The 18,903-nt window shown below is 57.6% G+C and carries 20 protein-coding genes; 8 read left to right on the forward strand and 12 right to left on the reverse strand.

Translation table 11 applies throughout. The features are described from left to right. Positions 1 to 66 precede the first annotated feature (66 nt). Positions 67 to 1,311: a threonine ammonia-lyase gene (locus DMP17_RS08065; protein WP_337828553.1), complete on the reverse strand. Its 1,245-nt coding sequence runs from the start codon at positions 1,309 to 1,311 to the stop codon at positions 67 to 69. A 73-nt stretch (positions 1,312 to 1,384) separates the two neighbouring features. On the opposite strand from DMP17_RS08065, the gene DMP17_RS08070 reads away from it, so the two are divergent. From DMP17_RS08070 to DMP17_RS08080, 3 genes are all read left to right on the forward strand, one after another. After that, positions 1,385 to 2,251, forward strand: a complete 867-nt coding sequence (locus DMP17_RS08070; RefSeq protein WP_337828554.1) for an NAD(P)-dependent oxidoreductase — start codon at positions 1,385 to 1,387, stop codon at positions 2,249 to 2,251. Beyond that, positions 2,248 to 4,017, forward strand: a complete 1,770-nt coding sequence (locus DMP17_RS08075; RefSeq protein ID WP_337828555.1) for an amidohydrolase — start codon at positions 2,248 to 2,250, stop codon at positions 4,015 to 4,017. The genes DMP17_RS08070 and DMP17_RS08075 overlap by 4 nt, the downstream gene beginning before the upstream one ends. Positions 4,018 to 4,180: 163 nt before the next feature. Continuing rightward, positions 4,181 to 5,161, forward strand: coding sequence for an LLM class flavin-dependent oxidoreductase (locus DMP17_RS08080; protein WP_337828556.1), 981 nt, complete (start codon positions 4,181 to 4,183; stop codon positions 5,159 to 5,161). Positions 5,162 to 5,187: 26 nt separating this feature from the next. Here DMP17_RS08080 and DMP17_RS08085 read toward each other — a convergent pair whose 3' ends face one another. Beyond that, on the reverse strand, positions 5,188 to 6,756 hold the full coding sequence (locus DMP17_RS08085; protein ID WP_337828557.1) for a hypothetical protein: 1,569 nt from the start codon (positions 6,754 to 6,756) through the stop codon (positions 5,188 to 5,190). A 190-nt stretch (positions 6,757 to 6,946) separates the two neighbouring features. On the opposite strand from DMP17_RS08085, the gene DMP17_RS08090 reads away from it, so the two are divergent. Continuing rightward, positions 6,947 to 7,261, forward strand: coding sequence for a YdeI/OmpD-associated family protein (locus DMP17_RS08090; RefSeq protein WP_337828558.1), 315 nt, complete (start codon positions 6,947 to 6,949; stop codon positions 7,259 to 7,261). A 4-nt stretch (positions 7,262 to 7,265) separates the two neighbouring features. Here the strand turns inward: DMP17_RS08090 and DMP17_RS08095 are convergent, their stop codons facing one another. From DMP17_RS08095 to ald, 6 genes are all read right to left on the reverse strand, one after another. Beyond that, positions 7,266 to 7,904 (reverse strand): hypothetical protein, encoded by a 639-nt coding sequence (locus DMP17_RS08095; RefSeq protein WP_337828559.1) that lies wholly within the window; start codon positions 7,902 to 7,904, stop codon positions 7,266 to 7,268. Continuing rightward, positions 7,904 to 9,733 (reverse strand): succinate dehydrogenase flavoprotein subunit, encoded by a 1,830-nt coding sequence (sdhA, locus tag DMP17_RS08100; RefSeq protein ID WP_337828560.1) that lies wholly within the window; start codon positions 9,731 to 9,733, stop codon positions 7,904 to 7,906. Before sdhA ends, DMP17_RS08095 begins: the two co-directional genes overlap by 1 nt. Then, the gene (sdhD, locus tag DMP17_RS08105) at positions 9,733 to 10,140 is read right to left on the reverse strand and encodes a succinate dehydrogenase, hydrophobic membrane anchor protein (RefSeq protein WP_337828561.1); all 408 of its coding nucleotides are present in this window, start codon (positions 10,138 to 10,140) and stop codon (positions 9,733 to 9,735) included. Before sdhD ends, sdhA begins: the two co-directional genes overlap by 1 nt. Before the next feature lie 2 nt (positions 10,141 to 10,142). Next, positions 10,143 to 10,538: a succinate dehydrogenase, cytochrome b556 subunit gene (gene sdhC, locus DMP17_RS08110; protein ID WP_337828562.1), complete on the reverse strand. Its 396-nt coding sequence runs from the start codon at positions 10,536 to 10,538 to the stop codon at positions 10,143 to 10,145. A 124-nt stretch (positions 10,539 to 10,662) separates the two neighbouring features. Then, positions 10,663 to 10,917, reverse strand: a complete 255-nt coding sequence (locus DMP17_RS08115; protein WP_337828563.1) for a hypothetical protein — start codon at positions 10,915 to 10,917, stop codon at positions 10,663 to 10,665. A gap of 327 nt (positions 10,918 to 11,244) precedes the next feature. After that, positions 11,245 to 12,360: an alanine dehydrogenase gene (gene ald, locus DMP17_RS08120; RefSeq protein WP_337828564.1), complete on the reverse strand. Its 1,116-nt coding sequence runs from the start codon at positions 12,358 to 12,360 to the stop codon at positions 11,245 to 11,247. Between the two features lie 238 nt (positions 12,361 to 12,598). Between ald and DMP17_RS08125 the strand changes: the two genes are divergently transcribed. From DMP17_RS08125 to DMP17_RS08135, 3 genes are all read left to right on the forward strand, one after another. After that, positions 12,599 to 13,072 (forward strand): Lrp/AsnC family transcriptional regulator, encoded by a 474-nt coding sequence (locus DMP17_RS08125; protein ID WP_337828565.1) that lies wholly within the window; start codon positions 12,599 to 12,601, stop codon positions 13,070 to 13,072. Positions 13,073 to 13,360: 288 nt separating this feature from the next. Beyond that, the gene (locus tag DMP17_RS08130) at positions 13,361 to 14,074 is read left to right on the forward strand and encodes an SDR family NAD(P)-dependent oxidoreductase (RefSeq protein WP_337828566.1); all 714 of its coding nucleotides are present in this window, start codon (positions 13,361 to 13,363) and stop codon (positions 14,072 to 14,074) included. 6 nt (positions 14,075 to 14,080) lie between these two features. Next, positions 14,081 to 15,052 carry a 50S ribosomal protein L11 methyltransferase gene (locus tag DMP17_RS08135; protein WP_337828567.1) on the forward strand — a complete coding sequence of 324 codons (972 nt, stop codon included), beginning with the start codon at positions 14,081 to 14,083 and terminating at the stop codon, positions 15,050 to 15,052. Here DMP17_RS08135 and DMP17_RS08140 read toward each other — a convergent pair whose 3' ends face one another. From DMP17_RS08140 to phhA, 3 genes are read right to left on the reverse strand one after another with little or no spacing between them, the layout of a single operon-like run. Beyond that, on the reverse strand, positions 15,053 to 15,397 hold the full coding sequence (locus DMP17_RS08140) for a hypothetical protein (protein WP_337828568.1): 345 nt from the start codon (positions 15,395 to 15,397) through the stop codon (positions 15,053 to 15,055). Between the two features lie 37 nt (positions 15,398 to 15,434). Continuing rightward, positions 15,435 to 16,034, reverse strand: a complete 600-nt coding sequence (locus DMP17_RS08145) for a hypothetical protein (RefSeq protein WP_337828569.1) — start codon at positions 16,032 to 16,034, stop codon at positions 15,435 to 15,437. A 37-nt stretch (positions 16,035 to 16,071) separates the two neighbouring features. Continuing rightward, the gene (gene phhA / locus DMP17_RS08150; protein WP_337828570.1) at positions 16,072 to 16,971 is read right to left on the reverse strand and encodes a phenylalanine 4-monooxygenase; all 900 of its coding nucleotides are present in this window, start codon (positions 16,969 to 16,971) and stop codon (positions 16,072 to 16,074) included. 27 nt (positions 16,972 to 16,998) lie between these two features. On the opposite strand from phhA, the gene DMP17_RS08155 reads away from it, so the two are divergent. Further along, on the forward strand, positions 16,999 to 17,712 hold the full coding sequence (locus DMP17_RS08155; protein WP_337828571.1) for a TIGR02117 family protein: 714 nt from the start codon (positions 16,999 to 17,001) through the stop codon (positions 17,710 to 17,712). Here the strand turns inward: DMP17_RS08155 and DMP17_RS08160 are convergent. Continuing rightward, positions 17,679 to 18,860, reverse strand: a complete 1,182-nt coding sequence (locus tag DMP17_RS08160) for a sterol desaturase family protein (protein ID WP_337828572.1) — start codon at positions 18,858 to 18,860, stop codon at positions 17,679 to 17,681. The two genes, DMP17_RS08155 and DMP17_RS08160, sit on opposite strands and share 34 nt — an antisense overlap. Between the last annotated feature and the right edge of the window lie 43 nt (positions 18,861 to 18,903).

Here is an 18,903-nt window from a genome sequence, read left to right on the forward strand (position 1 = left end):
CTGCGCCCCTTTAAAAGTATATTTACCATGAAAAGAGGTTAACGCGCTGAAAGACAAGGCCAACCCTTACGCCAACTCCACCAACGTCACCTGATATCCATCTTCGCGCAGGCCTGCGATCAGGCGGTTTAAATGGTCGCGGTCGCGGGTTTCACATTCGATGTCGGTGATGAGGCCCTTGGCGGGTAGCGTGGTGAAGACACGCTGGTGGTAGATTTCGATGATATTGACCTGATGTTCGTCAAAGGCGCGCATGACCTTGAACAACGAGCCGGGGCGGTCCTGCAAGCGGATGCGCAGGCGCGCAAGGCGGCCCGAGCGTGCAAGGTCGCGCAGCAGGACGTTAGCGAGCAACCGCGTGTCGATATTGCCGCCCGACAAGGTCAGCCCGATATTGCGGCCTTCAAACTTGTCGGCATGAGCAAGGAGCGCAGCAAGACCCGCCGCCCCGCCGCCTTCGACCACGGTTTTCTCGATCTGGAGCAGCAGGCTGACCGCACGCTCCAAATGACGTTCGCCGACCAGCACAATATCATCGGCAAGGCTTTCGACGATTTTGGAGGTGAACGCACCGGGTTGTTTGACCGCAATCCCTTCGGCGAGCGTATCGCCCTCGGACGGCATATCGACATGGTTGATATAGGCATACATGGACGGATAAAGTTCCGCCTGCACACCGATCAGCTTGATTTCCGGCTTGATGCCGCGCGCCGCCGTTCCCATGCCGGAAAACAGCCCGCCCCCGCCAATCGGGATGATGAGCGTGTCGATTTCGGGCGCATCTTCCAACAGTTCGAGCGCCACCGTCCCCTGCCCCGCCGCGACATTGGGGTCATCGAAAGGCTGGACGAAGCTTAAATTGCGCTCGACCTCCAGCTTGCGTGCATGGGCATAAGCTTCATCGAAATTTTCGCCATAAAGGACGATTTCCGCGCCGTGGCTTTGCGTCTGATAGACTTTGACCGTCGGCGTGGTGCGCGGCATGACAATCGTGACCGGCACGCCCAAGCGCCGCCCGTGATAGGCGAGCCCTTGCGCATGATTGCCTGCCGACGCCGCAATCACGCCGCGCGCGCGCTGGTCGGGGTCCATCAACAAGAGCGCATTTAACGCCCCGCGCTCTTTATAAGCGGCGGTAAATTGCTGGTTTTCAAATTTGAGCCACACATTCGCGCCGACCATTTCAGACAGGGTTTGCGACCGGAGTGTGGGCGTGCGCACAACCGCGCCTTTAATCCGTTCCGCTGCTGCCCGCACATCGGCAAGCGTCAAAAGGTCGGAGGCGGGGCGATCATGTGATTCTGTATCCATGCCCGCCGTCCTAATGCGATTGGCCCCCAATGTCATCTGGCGCTTCGCACTTATGCTGGCTATGACAAGGCGCATGGCAATTATCGCATTTATCGGTACCGGCGTGATGGGGGGCCCGATTGCCGGGCATCTCGCCAAGGCTGGTCATTCGCTCATCGTCTATAACCGCACCCGCGAAAAGGCCGAACGCTGGGCCGCTACTTATGGCGGCACCGTCGCCGACAGTCCGCAAAGCGCGGCGACCAACGCTGATGTTGTCATCAGTTGCGCAGGCAATGATGATGATCTCGCCTCCATCACCCTGGGCCGCGATGGCGCATTCCGGGCGATGAAGAAGGGCGCGCTCTATATCGACCATGCAACCGTTTCGGCGCGCATAGCCCGGCAATTATCGGTCGAGGCCGATTCGTTGGGATTGCTGTTCGTCGATGCGCCGGTAACAGGCGGCGAAGCGGGCGCGGTCAACGGCACCTTGTCGATCATGTGCGGCGGCAAGCCCAAAGCGGTCGAAGCCGCCCGCCCGATCATGGAAGCTTATTCGTCGCGCATCACCCATATCGGCGGCCCCGGCGCAGGGCAAACCGCGAAAATGGTCAACCAGATTGCAATTGCGGGCGTCATCCAAAGCCTCGCAGAAGCGTTGCGCTTCGCTCAAGCGGCCGATCTTGATACCGATAAGGTGTTTGAAGCCATCTCGGGCGGTGCGGCGTCCAGTTGGCAAATGACCAACCGCTGGGCGACGATGGCGCGAGACGAATTTGATTTCGGCTTTGCGGTCGATTGGATGCGCAAGGATTTAAGCCTTGCTATTGACGAAGCGCGCGCCAACGGCGCAACCCTGCCACTCGCCGCGATGGTCGAACAATATTATGCCGACGTTCAGAAAATGGGCGGTAGCCGTCAGGATACCAGTGCGCTTGTGCGGAGAATACCGAAGTGAATAGAAAAATCGCGATTGCGTTAGGCGGGGCCGCGCTGATGACCGGCGCGCCCGCTTATGCCGATGGCCTCATCGAAAATGTCAACGGCATCACGCTCGACAAGGACGGGCGCACCATCCATTTCACCGGCATCCTCATCGGCGATGACGGCAAAGTGAAACAATTATTGGCGGGCAAGGAACGCCCCGCCACCGACACGCGCAACAATAAAAAGCGCAAAAAAGACCAGCGCGAACCAACCAAGCCGCTGACCTTCACCTATGACGGCAAGGGCCGCACCTTGCTGCCTGGCTTTATCGACGCGCATGGCCATGTGACCGGCTTGGGCTTCAACGCGATGATGCTTGATCTTAGCGAGGCGTCCAGCCTTGACGATGCGCTGGCACGCATACAAGCCTATGCCGCCAAAAATCCGGATAATCCGTGGATTTTGGGGCGCGGCTGGAATCAGGAAAAATGGGGCCTGAACCGCTTCCCGACCGCCGCCGAATTGGACCGCGTGACCGGCGGGCGTCCGGCTTGGCTGGTCCGCGTCGATGGCCATGCAGGCTGGGCCAATAGCCGCGCGATGCAGGTTGCAGGCGTGACCGCAACCACCAAGGAACCAGCTGGCGGCAAGATCGACATGGCGGCAGGCAAGCCTGCTGGCGTGTTTGTTGACGGCGCGATGGCTCTCATCACCAAAGATGTGCCGCAACCCGCCGCGCGCGATTATGACCGCGCGCTTCAGGAAGCGCAGATGATCCTGCTTAAAAACGGGATCACGACAGCGACCGATATGGGTACGACCGTGGCCGACTGGAACGCTTATCGCCGCGCGGGTGATCTGGGGCTACTGCGTATCCGCATCCTGTCCTACGCGCATGAAATTGACGATATGGCGGTCATCGGCGGCCCGCGCCCGACGCCTTGGCTTTATAATGACAAGCTGCGCATGGTCGGGGTAAAGCTTTATCTCGACGGCGCGCTGGGTTCGCGCGGGGCGTGGCTCAAAGCGCCCTATAGCGATGCGCCGGGCAATTCGGGCCTGCCGCTCCTGTCTTATTCGCAGCTCCGCAACAAGTTGGTGCGTGCGAGCATGGACAAGTTCCAGGTCGCCATCCACGCGATTGGCGACAAGGCCAATGACGATGTGCTGGAAGCAATTGAAAGCGTTGCGGGCACCTATCCCGACGACCGGCGCTGGCGCGTCGAACATGCGCAAATTGTCGATCCCGCCGACATTGCGCGGTTCGGCAGACATGGCACAATTGCCTCGATGCAGCCGGTGCATGAAACCTCCGACCGCGTGATGGCCGAAACACGGCTGGGCGCGGCGCGATTGGCGGGCGCTTATGCGTGGCGCTCGATTGGTGCAAGCGGCGCGCGGCTCGCCTTCGGCTCCGACTTTCCGGTCGAAAGCCCCAATCCGCTCGCAGGCTTTGCCGCCGCTATTTCACGCGAAGATGCAAGCGGCCAGCCACCCGGCGGATGGCAGCCGCAGGAAAAAGTAACGCGCGAAATTGCATTGGACGGCTTCACCCGCACCGCCGCTTTCGCCGCCTTCGCGGAGGACCGCCTCGGCATCCTCGCCCCCGGTATGCGCGCGGATTTTGTCATCCTCGACGTCGACCCGATGCAAGCCACCCCGCAGCAAATCTGGAACGGCAAGGTGCTGGAGACATGGATTGATGGCCGACCTGCCTGGCAGGCGGGCCGCGTGACCTTCCCGACGCCCGATGCGCCCAGCCCCGCTACGCCCAAACCGCAAGGACCGGGGCGGTAAGGGCCACTTTTCACCGTTAGCCCTGAGCTTGTCGAAGGGCGGGTTTTTGACCAGCGCCAAGCTGATAGCCGTCCTTCGACAAGCTCAGGACTAACGGTTTATACTGGTGCGCGTTTAGAAATAACATCTTGCAGCCAACGCGCCCCGCCCCCATCTCGGCCCGATGACCCGTTATTCGCTACTCGACCTCGCCCAGATAACCGAAAATGGTTCGGTTGCCCAAAGCCTTGCCAATGCCGCCGATATAGCGCGCCATGCCGAACAATTGGGTTTCACCCGCTATTGGGCCGCCGAACATCATGGCATGGCCGGGATTGCGAGCGCGGCAACCTCGCTGGTGATCCAGCATGTCGCGGCGGCAACATCGACCATGCGCGTGGGCGCGGGCGGTATCATGCTGCCCAATCATGCGCCGCTGGTCATTGCCGAACAATTCGGCACACTCGACGCGCTCTATCCGGGGCGGATAGATTTGGGGCTAGGCCGCGCGCCGGGGAGTGACCAGCGTGTTGCCGCCGCGCTCCGCCGCACATTGAACAGCGATCCCAATGAATTTCCGCGCGATGTGATGGAGTTGCAAAGCTATTTTGCCGATGACGGCCAGACGGGCATCAGCGCAACCCCCGGCGCGGGCGCGGATGTGCAACTCTACATATTGGGGAGCAGTCTTTATGGTGCGCAGGTTGCTGCGGCGCTCGGATTGCCTTATGCCTTCGCCAGCCATTTCGCGCCGCAAATGCTCGACGAAGCGTTGGAGATTTATCGCCGCGACTTCCGCCCGAGTGCGGTACTCCGCGAGCCTTATGTAATCGCAGGCTATAATATTTTCGCCGCGGATAGCGACGACGAAGCCGAATATTTGGCAAGTTCGATGCAGCAAGCCTTCGTCGCGATCCGCACCGGCAAATCCATCCGTTTACCCCCACCCGTCCGCGATTATCGCGCGACATTGGGCGGCCAAGGCAATGCCCTCCTCGATCATGTTCTGTCCGCCAGCGCCATCGGCAGCGCGGCAACCGTCAAGGCCCGCGTCCAAAGCTTCCTCGCCCGCACCCGCGCCGATGAAATCATCATCGCTTGTTCGATGTATGACCATGCGGCGCGCAAAAAGAGCTTGGAAATTGCGGCAAATATCTTCACCTAAAAAATCCGGTTAAAAAAGCGCGCAACTTATTCTTTCTGCTTATCGTCCTTTTTGTCAGCATTTTCGACAGGCGGGTCGATAAATTCATTTACTAAATTAAACTTTTTATCCTGCGCGATTTTAAGAAGCTGATCCTTGGTGTCACCGCGATCAATCGCTTCCAAAAGGTCAAATGCAGGATTTTCATTTCCGCGATGGCCGGAGAAAGCGACAGCGGCGAGCAGGCGCCGGGCGGTTTTGAGGTCATTGGCATTGATCATTGCCATCGTCGCACGCAGCCGCAGACTATCGTCCTGTGGCACCAGGACAACGGCCCGTAACAATCCGTTCAATGCGCCTTCCGGCGGCGTTTTTCCTTGCGCGACGAAACTGTCATAATAGGGGACGAACGGTAACGGATTATCCGGTTGCGCTTTATTGGCTTTCAAAAACAGGCTTCTTGCCTTGTTCCATTCGGCCTCCGCGCCGGATGTTTTAGCCCTGAGCGCAATGATTCTGCCCTTATAGACCAGCGCGTCCACATTGGTCGGCTCGACCGCCAAAGCGCGATCTGCAGCGGCTTCAGCGGCGGCATAATCTTTCGCATCAAAATAAATTTCGGTCATCGCTCGCTGGACGAACGCATCATTAGGATATTGAGCTCCGACAGGCCCGGCCCGCTGCGCCAATATCTTGGCTTCAGGTTCGGTGACGCCGCTCGCCGACTGGATACGATAAGGCATAATTGCCGCATGACCGGCACTGAGCGCACGATTGGAAATCACCGCTTCTGTCTTAAAATCCTTGGGTTGCAGCGTGACCGTCTTGATAGAAGACCGGCGCATATAGCGTTCCAGATCGCTGTTAAGTTTGTTGAGGTCACCGAATACTGCCTCACCCGCTTTGAGCGGAGCTTCACCAGCGTTGATCCGGTTGATATATTGCGTCAACTGCCCGTTGCGCTCCCCGCCCAAGAGCAGATAATGGACCATCAACCAGCCGCGGGTATAACGTTCTATTCCCTCCCAGCGTCCCAATTTGCGGTGGTCGCTTTCCAGCATATCTTTGGCGGTCCAGCGGCTCATCCCGGTCATCGAATATTTACGGTCGCTATTGGGCGCGCCAAACGTGACACTGCCATCATTGCCAAGCTTGGCACTCATGAAAAATTCGGCGAGCCCTTCATTGGCCCAACCGGGATAAAATTGGTCGGCGTTACTCAATAGGATATGGTGGGCATATTCATGGAAAAATATGCTACGCGCCGTCATGGTTTCGCCGCCACGGAAATTTTCGGGACCGACAAAATAAGGACCGGTATAAGTGGGCCGGTAAAAGCCGGCGGTCGTGGAACTCCGGCTCAAACGCTGTACATCCCCGACCTCCGAAACGATATAAATAGTGAGAGGAAGGGTTTCGCGCGGCTGCACCAAAGTGCGCAGCGCTGCATCATAACGTTCCAGCGCATCAATATATTCGTCCAGCGCTTTTTCCGACATATCGGCATAAACATGGAAATGTTTTGTTTTGGCCTCACGCCATTCGGCCAACGCCATATGGGGTGTAACCGCCAGCAACGCCGCTACGGACGCCTTGAATATCCATTGCATTTTCATAAATCCTCCCCCTCGTGCAGAGCCCGAAGCATTTTCATCCACCGATTATGATATGGCCAAGCGGGACAAAAGAAAATAGTTTCCCGGACGGGCTGCAACCGGAACCGCTTGTCCACCGGATAGGGGAGAGATAATCCGGGCGGACCTGCACAGCAAAAGCGCACCCTGTATAGTTGAAAGGATGATAGCCATGCGCGATGATTTTGCCCAAGGCACCGTGCATCAGGCACAAAGCGATATGCGCGTGGCGCTCACCGCCGATCCTGCCATCCTCGCCCTATGGCAAAATCTCACCCCCTTGGGCCGCAACGAATTTATCTGCTGGGTCGATGACGCCAAACAAGCCGCCACCCGCGCCCGCCGCATCCGCCGCACAATCGAAGAATTAACCGAAGGCAAAAAACGCCCCTGCTGCTGGGCAGGCTGCATCCACCGCACCGACAAAGCGCCGGGGAAATGGCAGCGGGAAGTTTTGTTGGGGAAGAAGGGACAAGAGGTGCAGTGATCGGCTACTGCGACAATGATTCCGTCCTATATTTTTCGTGGACAAAAGTTTGATTAAGCGACTCTTCGCTGAAGATGTCCCGCGCTGGCAGTGTTTTTTCAACCGCGACCGCCTGACCTCTCACGAGGACATTTCGATGATCGCCTTTGGCGGAAATTGTGGCACCAAATAAAATGCCCTCCGAGCTAATATCATAGGTACGGATATACTCGGGATCGACAATTTCGATCTGCTGTGCCAAGCCAAAGCGCGTCTGAAGGTCACCCAATATTCGGGCTGACTCAATTTTTGAGTTTGCTTGAATGCCACAAGCTGCCCGCGCGACCTGAGGTCCGCGAATAATCTCTTTAGTTGCGACCTCAAGATAAGTGCCTTCCATCGTTGCGCAATCAGCAATTAGACGATCGCGTGGAGTTTCAACCCGATGCTTCGTTTCCTGATGAAATTCGGCACTCCATTCTTGAATCTCTTTTTCACCCGGTTTGGTGATGACATTCCAACTATAGAGCGCATAGGTCGCCCGCGTATTGCGTGTTTTATCTATGAGGGACTGGACATGTGTATCAACCGCATGCGCGCTTGCACAGGCCGCGATTAAAAAACCGAAAGCCCCAGCAATTGGCAGCTTTCTGTCTATCCCCATCAATACACCCGCTTCTTCGGCTTGATATATTCGATCTCGTCCGAGAGCGTATATTCATGCACGGGGCGATAGTCGATTTTGACGTTGCCGCCCTTGCCGCCCCAGCCTTCGAACCAAGCCGCGGTGTGCTTCATCCAATTGGTGTCGTCCCGGTCAGGGAAGTCTTCACGGGCGTGGGCGCCGCGCGATTCCTGACGGTTTTGGGCGCCGGTGATGGTGACGGTCGCCTGGCTGATGAGGTTATCCAGCTCCAGCGTTTCCACCAGATCGGTGTTCCAGATGAGCGAACGGTCGGTGATGCCGATGTCATTCATGCGCGCATAGGTTTTGCTGAGTTCGGACATGCCTTCGCGCAGCAATTCGTCGGTACGGAATACAGCGCAATGCGCCTGCATATTCTTCTGCATTTCGACGCGGATTTGCGCGGTCGGCGACCCGCCCTTGGCATAGCGGAAATGGTCGAGACGGCCCAAGGCCATGTCGGCAGAATTGGCAGGCAGCGGACGGTGCGCCGCGCCCGGCTTGATCGTTTCGGCAAGGCGATGCCCCGCCGCGCGGCCGAACACCACCAAATCGATCAGGCTGTTCGACCCCAGACGGTTCGCACCATGCACCGAAACGCACGCCGCTTCGCCCACGGCAAACAGGCCGGGGACCACCGTGTCCGGACCATCCTTACCCAAGGTCACGACTTCGCCATGATAGTTGGTCGGAATACCGCCCATATTATAATGGACGGTCGGGGTAACCGGCAAAGGCTGACGGGTCAAATCGACGCCTGCGAAAATCTTGCCGCTTTCGGTAATGCCCGGCAAGCGTTCGGCAAGGATTTTGGGGTCGATATGGTCGAGGTGGAGATAGATATGGTCCTTCTCCGGCCCGACACCGCGCCCTTCGCGCATTTCCATCGCCATTGAACGGCTCACAACGTCGCGCGAGGCCAGATCCTTGGCCGAGGGCGCATAACGCTCCATGAAGCGTTCGCCTTCGGAGTTGGTCAGATAACCGCCTTCGCCGCGCGCGCCTTCGGTGATGAGCACGCCCGCGCCATAAATGCCGGTCGGGTGAAACTGGACAAATTCCATATCCTGCATCGGAAGGCCCGCACGCAGCACCATGCCGCCGCCGTCGCCGGTGCAGCTATGCGCCGAGGTGGCGGTGAAATAGCAACGGCCATAGCCGCCCGTCGCCAGCACGACCGCATGGCTGCGGAAACGGTGGATCGAGCCATCTTCCAGACACAGTGCGATAACACCGCGACATTCCGGACCGTCGGGGCCATCTTCCATGATGAGGTCGATCGCGAAATATTCGATGTAGAAATCCGCGTCATATTTGAGGCTCTGCTGATAGAGCGCGTGCAGCATCGCGTGGCCGGTGCGGTCGGCAGCGGCGCAGGTGCGCTGCGCCGGCGGGCCTTCGCCCATATTCTGCATCATGCCGCCGAACGGACGCTGGTAAATCAGCCCGTCCTTGGTGCGCGAGAAGGGCACACCCGCATGTTCCAACTCGTAAACCGCCGCCGGGGCTTCGCGCACCATATATTCGATCGCGTCTTGGTCACCGAGCCAGTCGGAGCCTTTGACGGTATCATACATGTGCCAGGTCCAATGGTCCGGCCCCATATTGCCAAGGCTGGCCGCGATGCCGCCTTGCGCGGCAACCGTATGGCTGCGCGTCGGGAACAGCTTGGTCACGCACGCGGTGCGCAGGCCCTTTTCGGCGGCGCCCATCGTTGCGCGGAGGCCCGAGCCCCCTGCCCCTACGACAACAACATCATAGGTGTGGTCAATAATCTTGTAGGCGGGCTGTGTAGTATTTTCAGACATTATCCCGCGACTCCCACGGCCGGTGCAATTGTAGTGAAGGCAAGTTTAGCGACCGAAAACAGGCCAAAGACCGCTCCGGCGACGCAGTAGAAATTGAGCAGCATCAGCATGAAAATTTTCGAGGCTTCGCCGTGGAAATAATCTTCGATGAGGACTTGCAGCCCCAAACGCATATGCCAGAAAATCGACACGATCATCAGCATCATCGGCACCGCAACAAGCGGTGAGCCGAGCCATGCGGCCAAGGCTTTATAGTCATAGACCGGCAGACGCAGCAGCGAAATGAGCAGCCAGCTCACCAGCGCCAGATTGCCGAAAGCGGTAACGCGCTGGACCAGCCAGTGATGCGCGCCAGCCTTGGCGCTGCCGAGGCCGCGAACGCGACCCAGTTCGGTTCCGGTGCCCATGCTTACAGTCCTTTGCTGAAAATGAAGAGCCAAAAGCCTGCGGTCAGCACGACCGGCAGGATCAGCGTGACCGTCGCCCACATACGGTTGGCTTTAAGCTCGAAGCCCGCGCCCGTATCCAGCACCAAGTGGCGGATACCGGTGGTCGCGTGCGAAAAGACCGCCCATGTGAGGCCGATGAGGACGACCTTGCCCGGCCAGCTTCCCATGCAGGTCAGAAACAGCGCATAAGCATCTTCGCCCGTCGCGAGCGCGCCCAGCCACCACAGCAACAATAAAGTGCCGACAATCGCAAGACCATCGCCTGCTATGCGGTGCATGATCGAAGACGCCATCGCGGGGCCCCATTTATAATGGGACAAATGCGGTGAAATCGGACGGCTGCCGGGCTTGGCCATATGTTTGATTCCTGTTCCCTGTCTGCACGGGCAGGACTCGTGATTTAAGGCCCTGTCCCGATAGCGGTCAGGGCCCGTTTAGCGCGTGAAACGCTTCATGCAAGCTGTCAGACGTGAAAAATTGCTATTTCTTGTCGCTCTTGGAGTAGAGCAAGGCCGCGAGCAGCGCCGCCGAACCGATACCAAGCCCTGCGGCCGCTTTCCAGTCCAGCCCTTTTTTGTCGCCCTGATCGCCGCCTGCGCCGCCGCGCGAACGCTTGGCATTGCGCGCCTTTGCCGCAGCCAGCTCGTTTTGCCGCCGCACTTCACGCAGCACTTCATTTTCCGCGCCCTTACTGTCGGGCGTGTCGGGCGGGGTAGGACTTGGCTTCTTCGCCATAATGTAAACTCTCCTTGGGGACGAAAAATTTGAGTAAAGAAAAACTTGAGCGACGAACAATTGCGACCCAACAGCCCAACGTGGCCAATCCGCGTCCGGGCTTCAAGTCTTAAATCTACGTCCCTGCCTAAAGGTTCCGCCCTGTCGGCAGGATGAACTGGGGACAACTCTCCCCTCCCGCTTGCGGGAGGGGCAACGAAGACTTAGGAATTTGAGCTTTAGCGAAAATCCTTAGTCGTAGTCGGGGAGGGCTTTGGTTTACGCCGCGCTTTAGGACAGGCCCTCCCCCCACCCCTCCCGCACGCGGGGGGGGAGATTTTTACCCCCTTATTTCAACGCCTCTTCCACCGGCGTGTAGGGCAGCCCCAAATCCTCGGCGACCGCCTTGAACGTCACATGGCCATCCCACACATTCAGCCCTTCGGCGAGGTGTGGGTCTTGGCGCAGCGCCTCTTTCCAGCCGAGATCGGCGATTTTGAGCGCGTGCGGCAGGGTCACATTGTTGAGCGCATAGGTGGACGTGCGCGCGACCGCGCCCGGCATATTGGCGACGCAATAATGGACGATGCCATCGACGATATAGGTCGGATCGGCGTGGGTGGTCGCGTGACTGGTTTCAAAACAGCCGCCTTGGTCAATCGCAACATCGACCAGCACTGCGCCCGGCTTCATAGTCTTGAGCATATCGCGCGTCACAAGCTTGGGCGCGGCGGCCCCCGGGATCAGTACCGCGCCGATAACAAGGTCGGCTTCCGCCACACATTCGGCCAGATTGGCCTTATTGGAAAAGCGCGTCTTGGCGCGTTCTTCAAAGTGCATCCCCAGCTTTTCCAAGACTTCGGGGCTGCGGTCGAGGATGGTGACGTCTGCGCCCAATCCGGTCGCCATCTGCGCGGCATTAAACCCGACCACACCGCCGCCGATGATCGCGACCTTGCCCGGCAGCACGCCCGGCACCCCGCCGAGCAGCACGCCGCGCCCGCCATTGGCCTTTTCCAATGCGGTAGCGCCCGCCTGTATCGACATGCGACCCGCAACCTGACTCATCGGTTTTAAAAGCGGCAATTGCCCGCCGGGACCAGTCACGGTTTCATAAGCGATGCACACCGCTTTCGATTTGATAAGATCCTTGGTCTGCTCCGGATCGGGGGCGAGGTGGAGATAGGTATAGAGGATCTGCCCTTCGCGCAGCATCGCGCGTTCGACCGCTTGCGGTTCCTTGACCTTGACGATCATGTCGGCGCGCTCGAAAATTTCCTTGGCGATTTTGACAATCTGCGCACCTGCTTTTTCATACAAATCATCGGTCGCGCCAATGCCGTTGCCCGCGCCGGTTTCGATCAGCACTTCATGGCCGTGCGATACAAGCTCATGCGCGCTTTCGGGGGTCAGCCCGACGCGATATTCGTGATTTTTAATTTCCTTGGGGCAGCCGATCAACATTGTCGCTCTCCTCATCCTTTTCAGGCGCCACGGGATATTCGCCCGTTACAAGGCTCATAACGTCAGCCCCGACGCGTGGTTGCTTTATCAGTCATTTTCTATGGTCGCGCTACCGGTTCCGTAGCGTCGTCGTCGCTATTTTTAGCAAAGAATATGTGGAAAATCTTGCTTTTCTTCAAGCTTGCGCGCCGCGCATTTCGGGATATTATCGCGTGAAAATGGCAATCGGAGCAATTTTATGGACAAATTCGACCGGCTTCTCCTGAAATTGTTGCAAGACAATGCCCAAATGTCGGTCGCCGAACTCGGAGAGTCGGTCGGCCTGTCGCCGTCCGCCGCGCACCGGCGCGTCAAGGCGCTCGAACAAGCGGGCATCATCACCGGCTACCGCGCGCTGCTCGACGGCAAGGCGCTCGGCCTCGGCCTCGACGTATTTGTCGAAATTACCTTAACCTCGCAAAGCCAGCGCGCACTCGACACATTCGAAGACGCTGTGCGCGATTTTGACGATATATTGGAATGTCATTTAATGTCCGGCCAGTCCGATTATCTGCTGCGCGTCGCGGCGAGCAGCGTCGCCGACTATGACCGCATCCACCGCACCTGCCTCGCCCGCCTCCCCGGCGTATCCGCAATGCACAGCCGCTTCACCATCCGCACGATCAAGAATTGGAACGGCTATCCGGTGGGTGTGGCGGCCGCGCGGGAATAGCTTTACAAGATCCGTTCGTCCTGAGTAGGGGCTGCGCTGCCAAGCGCTGCACCGTATCGAAGGACCGGTTTCAGCCAAGCCCTTCGATACGCAGCTTCGCTGCTGAGTAGGGGCTGCGCTGCCAAGCGCTGCACCATATCGAAGGACCGGTTTCAGCCAAGCCCTTCGATACGCAGCTTCGCTGCTACTCTGGGCGAACGGTAAGATGAAACTTCTTGCCCCTCCCCTTACCCCCCTCACCCCCCATATCATCTTGCCAACGTCATAATGGCGCGGCAAGGAAAGCGGATGGACAGCGACCCTTCGAGCGAACCTCTTCACATCCTCCTGACCGGTGCGAGCCGGGGCATTGGCGCGGCGATTGCCGAGCGGCTGGGCAATGAAGACAGGGTGCGGCTGGTATCCACCTCCAGCGCGAGCGGGGATTTGTCCAATCCTTCGACCGCAGGCCTGATCTGGGCCGATGCGCTGGACCAGCTTGATGGCCGCATTGATATCCTCATCAATAATGCGGGCGTGTTCGAAGCCAATCCGGTCGAACTGAGCGATGTCGAATGGCTGGAAAACTGGCATTATACGATGGACGTCAACCTCACCGCCGCCGCGCTTTTATGCCGCGAGGCGGTGCGCCATTTCCAAGAGTTTGACGGCGGGCGCATCATCAATATGGCGAGCCGCGCCGCCTATCGCGGGGATAGTCCGGAACATTGGCATTATGCCGCCTCCAAAGCGGGCATGGTCGCGATGGCCAAGACCATCGCGCGGGGCTTTGCGCGCGACAATATCTATGCCTTTGCGATCTGCCCCGGTTTCACCATGACCGGCATGGCCGACGACTATCTGGAAAGCCGCGGCGGCGACAAATTGCTCGCCGATATTCCGCTGGGCCGCGTCGCCGATCCCGAAGAGGTCGCGGAAATTGTTGCTTTCTGCGCGCTTCATGCCCCCGCCTCCATGACCGGCGCAGTGCTGGATGTGAATGGCGCGAGCTATGTGCGATAAGCCGCTATGAGCTGGAAACTCACCCTCCCCTGTAACCGCGCCGAGGCCGAATATATTTCGGGCGATGTGCCCGCTTTATCCTTGCTCGACCCCGAACCGGTGATCGTCACCAGCGAGGTTGATGAGGACGCCGATATCTGGCGCATGGATGCCTATTTTGACGCAGAGCCGGACGGGCTGGTGATTGGGCTCATCCAGCAAGAAATTCCAAGCGCCGCCAACGCAAAACCGGTGCTGGAACAGATGGCCGAAGAAGATTGGGTCACATTGAGCCAATCCGGCATCGAACCGGTCCATGCGGGGCGCTTCTATGTCCACACCGGCCAGAATAAGGGCGATGTGCCTGCGGGCGCGCACCCCATCCGCATTGATGCGGGGCTGGCGTTCGGCACGGGCACGCATGAAACCACCGCTGGCTGCCTTGCAATGCTTGACGGCATGAGGGCGCGCGGCGAAAGCTTCCGCCATATTGCCGACATCGGCACCGGCACCGGCCTGCTGGCCTTTGCCGCGCTCCATTTATGGCCGCATAGCTATGCCACCGCGTCCGATATTGACCCGGTCAGCATCGACGTCACCAGTGACAATGCGCGCATCAATGGCGTTGCGATGACGCAGCAGCCGGGCGGCGTGGCGCTGTGCGTCGCGTCCGGCACCGACCATGAAATGATCCGCCGCCGCGCGCCTTATGATCTGGTGATCGCCAATATATTGGCCGGGCCGCTGATCGAACTCGCGCCGTCGCTCGCCGAAGTAACAGCACCGGGCGGCACGTTGATTTTGGCCGGATTGCTGGACCGCCAGCAACAAGCCGTCGCCCGCGCCTATCGCCGCCAAGGCTTCCGCTTGGCCGAAAGCGCCCCCAATGGCGATTGGCCGACTTTGCGGTTGGTGAAGCGGCACAAGCTAGGCTGGCGGCGACCAGTGCGCGCGAGTGGGCGGACAAGCCAGCCTCCGGGCGATTTCGGGAGTTGGTAATTATCCAATCAGTTTAATTAATTCGTCGAGATCACTATCCCGATCAGATAGAAATGCGTACAGTTCTAGTAGTTTTTTCTCGGCCTTACCATCTACAGCCGCACCTTGCACTAAGTCTCTGACGGCTCCGTGTAATTCGCTGCCAGCACTGACCTCTGCAATGATTTGCCCATTTAACTTGCGGATTGTGAGAGTAGCCTTGCCTGAACCAAAAGCTAAGCTCCCTATTCCATGCCCACGTGGAAGCCACCCGGAAAGGCCAACAACAAAGTCTCCCATGCGAGTTTGAAAACTATCTCGATCCGAAGGTTGCTCCCAAGAGAGCTTTCCGTTCTTCGTCTGCACATACAGCCGGTCCACTAGTTGTGAAATTTGCAATGGGTTAGATTTCACCGATTTTGCCTTTCACGCGATCTCGAATTTCGAGCAAAAATGTGTCCATCTTCATCAGATTTTCAATACTATTTATAAAATTTGCCGTTATTTTTTTATCGATAACTGAATCAATTTCACTACTTATTCCAACAACAATAGCGCAATAGTCTTTAACGGTTTCTTTTAATTCGTCTTCCAACTTTAGGTTGGCTGCGTTTATTTTGTTTAAACAATCTCGTACACTCTCTAGGCTATCCCTTGATTTTTTCCATTGCTTACGTCGAAGATTGCTTTGTGTTTCTTGGGAAGATTTTGTTGCAGCCTCAATCTCTCGCATAATTTCAAGATTTTTAAGATTTTGCTGCAATCGCCTCACCGCATCATTGGCGGCCTCAGATGCGGATGCCGTCTTTCGGAGTTGCTGAATCGTATAATGAAAACCCAACAATGAAACTGCTAGACCTAAGAATGTCAGTATAAACCCAAAATTACTCAGAGCTATAGATGACAGCCCATAGACGCTTAACACGCTCGCGATTAAAACCACTATTGCCGCAGCTATCAACTGCGTTCTGAGAGACAGATCTAAGCGATGCTCGTGATCCATTCAAACTGATTAGCTTATGCAAAAACAAATTCAATAACTAAACCGCGCTCGCCGCGCCGCCTTTTGCCAGCGCATAATCCTGCGTTCCGCGTGTCAGCACGTCATCACCGTCCACAATCTCGGCAATCGCGATGTCGGGCAGCTTTTCCAGCCGCTCATATAAAGGCGCGAAATCCGTGTCTGTCGTGGTGTGCAGTAAATCGTCGAGCGAATCGATTACGAAATAATTTTGCTGGTAATCGTCGATGCGATATTCGGTGCGCATCACGCGCTCCAGATCGAAACCGATGCGGTTGGGGCTATCATCATCAAGCGCGAAAATGCTTTCGCCATAGCTCGACACAATCCCCGCGCCATAAATGCGCAATGCGCCATTTTCGCGCATCAGCCCGAATTCGACCGTGTACCAGTAAAGCCGCGCCAATTTTTTGAGCGAGCCGAATTCCAAGGAGCGCAAACCGCCCTTGCCATAAGCTTCCATATAATCGGCAAAGACAGGGTCCGCGAGCATCGGCAAATGGCCGAACACATCGTGGAACACATCGGGTTCTTGCAGATAATCAAGCTGATCGGCGCGGCGGATGAAATTGCCCGACACAAAGCGGCGGTTGGCGAGATGGTCGAAAAACACATCGTCCGGCACCAGTCCCGGTACCGCGACAACCTGCCACCCCGTCGCCGCCATCAAGCGTTTATTGAGTTCGGCAAAGTCGGGGATGCCCGGCTTTTCCAGCTTCAATACGTCAATCCCGCGCAGGAACGCATCGCACGCGCGGCCCGGCAGCATCGCCGCCTGACGCGCGAACAGCGTGTCCCACACGCCATGTTCTTCCGCCGTGAACCGTTCCCAATCTTGCGGGATGGTCCAATCGGCATTTGCACCGGGCGGCGGGCTGTCATAGACATGAAGGTCGGTAGGTTCAGGATCCATAGCCATGCTCTATAGCATATAAGAAGGTTTCATTTGAAATCAAATCTGACCCGCGCGCTATTCCTGCCGATCAAGGCCTTTCTGATCGGTTTTGCAGGCTTTGCGCTGGGTTATTTTGCCAGCGTCTTAGCCGGAGCCTTTCTCCCCGCCAACCCCGATTGGCGCGAACCCGTAGAAGGCATCCCTATCTATGTCGAAACCAACGGCCTCCATGCCGGTTTGGTGTTGCCGATAGAAGGTGGCGGAAATGACTGGCGCGACATCATCCGGCCCGAACATTTTGCGGTGCCTTATGCGGACGCGACCCATTACCGTTTTGGCTGGGGCAATAAGGAATTTTACCGGAACGTGCCGACGCTAAACGATGCAACCGCGCCGATTGTGCTGCGCGCCTTGTTCACCCCTGCCCCAAGCGCAATGCACGTTGACCAATCCTTGCCGCCCATCCCGTCGGCGGATGTGCGACGGATCATGGTGACACCGGAACAATATCAGCTCACCGTCCGCCTGATCCGCAACAAATTTGCCTATAATGCGGACGGGTCCGTCCAGCCCATCCCAGGCAACACGCCCACCGAGAGCTTTTATGAAGCCAAGGGCCGTTACCATATGTTTGAAACCTGCAATGTGTGGACCAACAAATTGTTGAAGCAGGCCGGGATTAGAACGGGGCAATGGACACCGTTCCAAGGCGGGGTGATGCGCTGGCGCGATCAATCGGCGGAAGCCTCCGCGTCGGTGCCATAATCGGGCTGCTTCCTGACAAACGGATAGACGAATTGCGCGGCATAGCCTTTGGGTACTTGTTCGGGCACGCCATAATCTTTGGGCCAGCGAGATTCCGGAAAATGGAATGTCCCGAACATCTTGTCGATAATCGGGAAGTGGATAGCGAAATTCACGTCAAACGCTTCGCGCTCCAGCCCGTGATGCCAATGGTGGAAACGCGGTGTCGCAATCCAGTGGCCGAGCCAGTTAAAATCGCCGCGCACATTGGCATGGAGCAGCGAGGAATAGACGTAAACAAAAGCGATATAGGCTTGCAGCACCGACGGCGCGAATCCCAGCACCATCATCGGTAGCGAGGTAATCCCGCGCAGCAGGATGATCTCGATAAAGTGCATCCGTGACCCCGCCAGCCAGTCCATCGCCTTGGCGCTATGATGCACCGCGTGAAAACCCCACAGAAACGGGTAACGATGGAAAGTGCGGTGGAACCAATATTGCACAAAATCGGTGAGGAACAGCACGATGACAAATTGCACAGCCCACGGCAGGCTTGCCACATTGTCGCGGAACATGTCCCAGCTATTGGTATGTGCGTTGACAAATTTGGACGGCGCGAGCGCAAGAAAAGTGAGCGCCTGCACCATCATCGAACTCACCAGATAATAGAATAAATCCTCGCGCCATTCGATGCGGAACAGGCGTTGTTTGGCGCGATGCGGCACAAAGCGTTCGAGCGGCGCGAACATCAGGCCGGTTGCGATCAGGTTGACGACAAAGAAATCGAGGCCGAAGAAAATGCCCCAATCGCGCGTCTCCTGCGGCTGGACATTGGCCCCGCCGAGCAAGGCCGCGGATATACCGATGACCAGCGCGCTAAACCCCAAGGATTTGCGCGGGCGAAGGAGCAGGCTCAATAAAGCGAGCGCGTATGAGGCGAGCAAGGTAATATGGACAGCCGCACGAAAACCGGTCCAGTCTTTGAGCGTTTTCAACTCCGGCGTTGCAAACCAGTCCGGAAAGCGCAGCGCGATCACCATGAACAATCCGGCCAGCGCGAGCAATAGCCCGAAAAAGCCGGAAAACCATCCGCTGCCAAAGCCACGCACCTCGATCGGCGATTGCAAATCGGCTTCAAGCTTTTCAAGGAATCCGCGTTTTTTGACCATTATGCCCCGCAACGTTCACATCATTACACTAAAGCTCTGCGTG

The organism is Pseudonocardia sp. TMWB2A, from assembly GCF_017312135.1.

What these genes read in the sequence shown, in the direction of transcription:
- phhA (WP_337828570.1), bottom strand. Translation starts at nt 16,971, where the DNA reads ATGGCTATGGATCCTGAACCTACCGACCTTCATGTCTATGACAGCCCG.
- DMP17_RS08070 (WP_337828554.1), top strand. Translation starts at nt 1,385, where the DNA reads ATGGCAATTATCGCATTTATCGGTACCGGCGTGATGGGGGGCCCGATT.
- DMP17_RS08125 (WP_337828565.1), top strand. Translation starts at nt 12,599, where the DNA reads ATGGACAAATTCGACCGGCTTCTCCTGAAATTGTTGCAAGACAATGCC.
- sdhD (WP_337828561.1), bottom strand. Translation starts at nt 10,140, where the DNA reads ATGGGCACCGGAACCGAACTGGGTCGCGTTCGCGGCCTCGGCAGCGCC.
- DMP17_RS08065 (WP_337828553.1), bottom strand. Translation starts at nt 1,311, where the DNA reads ATGGATACAGAATCACATGATCGCCCCGCCTCCGACCTTTTGACGCTT.
- sdhC (WP_337828562.1), bottom strand. Translation starts at nt 10,538, where the DNA reads ATGGCCAAGCCCGGCAGCCGTCCGATTTCACCGCATTTGTCCCATTAT.
- DMP17_RS08095 (WP_337828559.1), bottom strand. Translation starts at nt 7,904, where the DNA reads ATGGGGATAGACAGAAAGCTGCCAATTGCTGGGGCTTTCGGTTTTTTA.
- DMP17_RS08160 (WP_337828572.1), bottom strand. Translation starts at nt 18,860, where the DNA reads ATGGTCAAAAAACGCGGATTCCTTGAAAAGCTTGAAGCCGATTTGCAA.
- DMP17_RS08090 (WP_337828558.1), top strand. Translation starts at nt 6,947, where the DNA reads ATGCGCGATGATTTTGCCCAAGGCACCGTGCATCAGGCACAAAGCGAT.
- DMP17_RS08130 (WP_337828566.1), top strand. Translation starts at nt 13,361, where the DNA reads ATGGACAGCGACCCTTCGAGCGAACCTCTTCACATCCTCCTGACCGGT.
- DMP17_RS08135 (WP_337828567.1), top strand. Translation starts at nt 14,081, where the DNA reads ATGAGCTGGAAACTCACCCTCCCCTGTAACCGCGCCGAGGCCGAATAT.
- DMP17_RS08145 (WP_337828569.1), bottom strand. Translation starts at nt 16,034, where the DNA reads ATGGATCACGAGCATCGCTTAGATCTGTCTCTCAGAACGCAGTTGATA.
- DMP17_RS08115 (WP_337828563.1), bottom strand. Translation starts at nt 10,917, where the DNA reads ATGGCGAAGAAGCCAAGTCCTACCCCGCCCGACACGCCCGACAGTAAG.
- DMP17_RS08085 (WP_337828557.1), bottom strand. Translation starts at nt 6,756, where the DNA reads ATGAAAATGCAATGGATATTCAAGGCGTCCGTAGCGGCGTTGCTGGCG.
- DMP17_RS08080 (WP_337828556.1), top strand. Translation starts at nt 4,181, where the DNA reads ATGACCCGTTATTCGCTACTCGACCTCGCCCAGATAACCGAAAATGGT.
- sdhA (WP_337828560.1), bottom strand. Translation starts at nt 9,733, where the DNA reads ATGTCTGAAAATACTACACAGCCCGCCTACAAGATTATTGACCACACC.
- ald (WP_337828564.1), bottom strand. Translation starts at nt 12,360, where the DNA reads ATGTTGATCGGCTGCCCCAAGGAAATTAAAAATCACGAATATCGCGTC.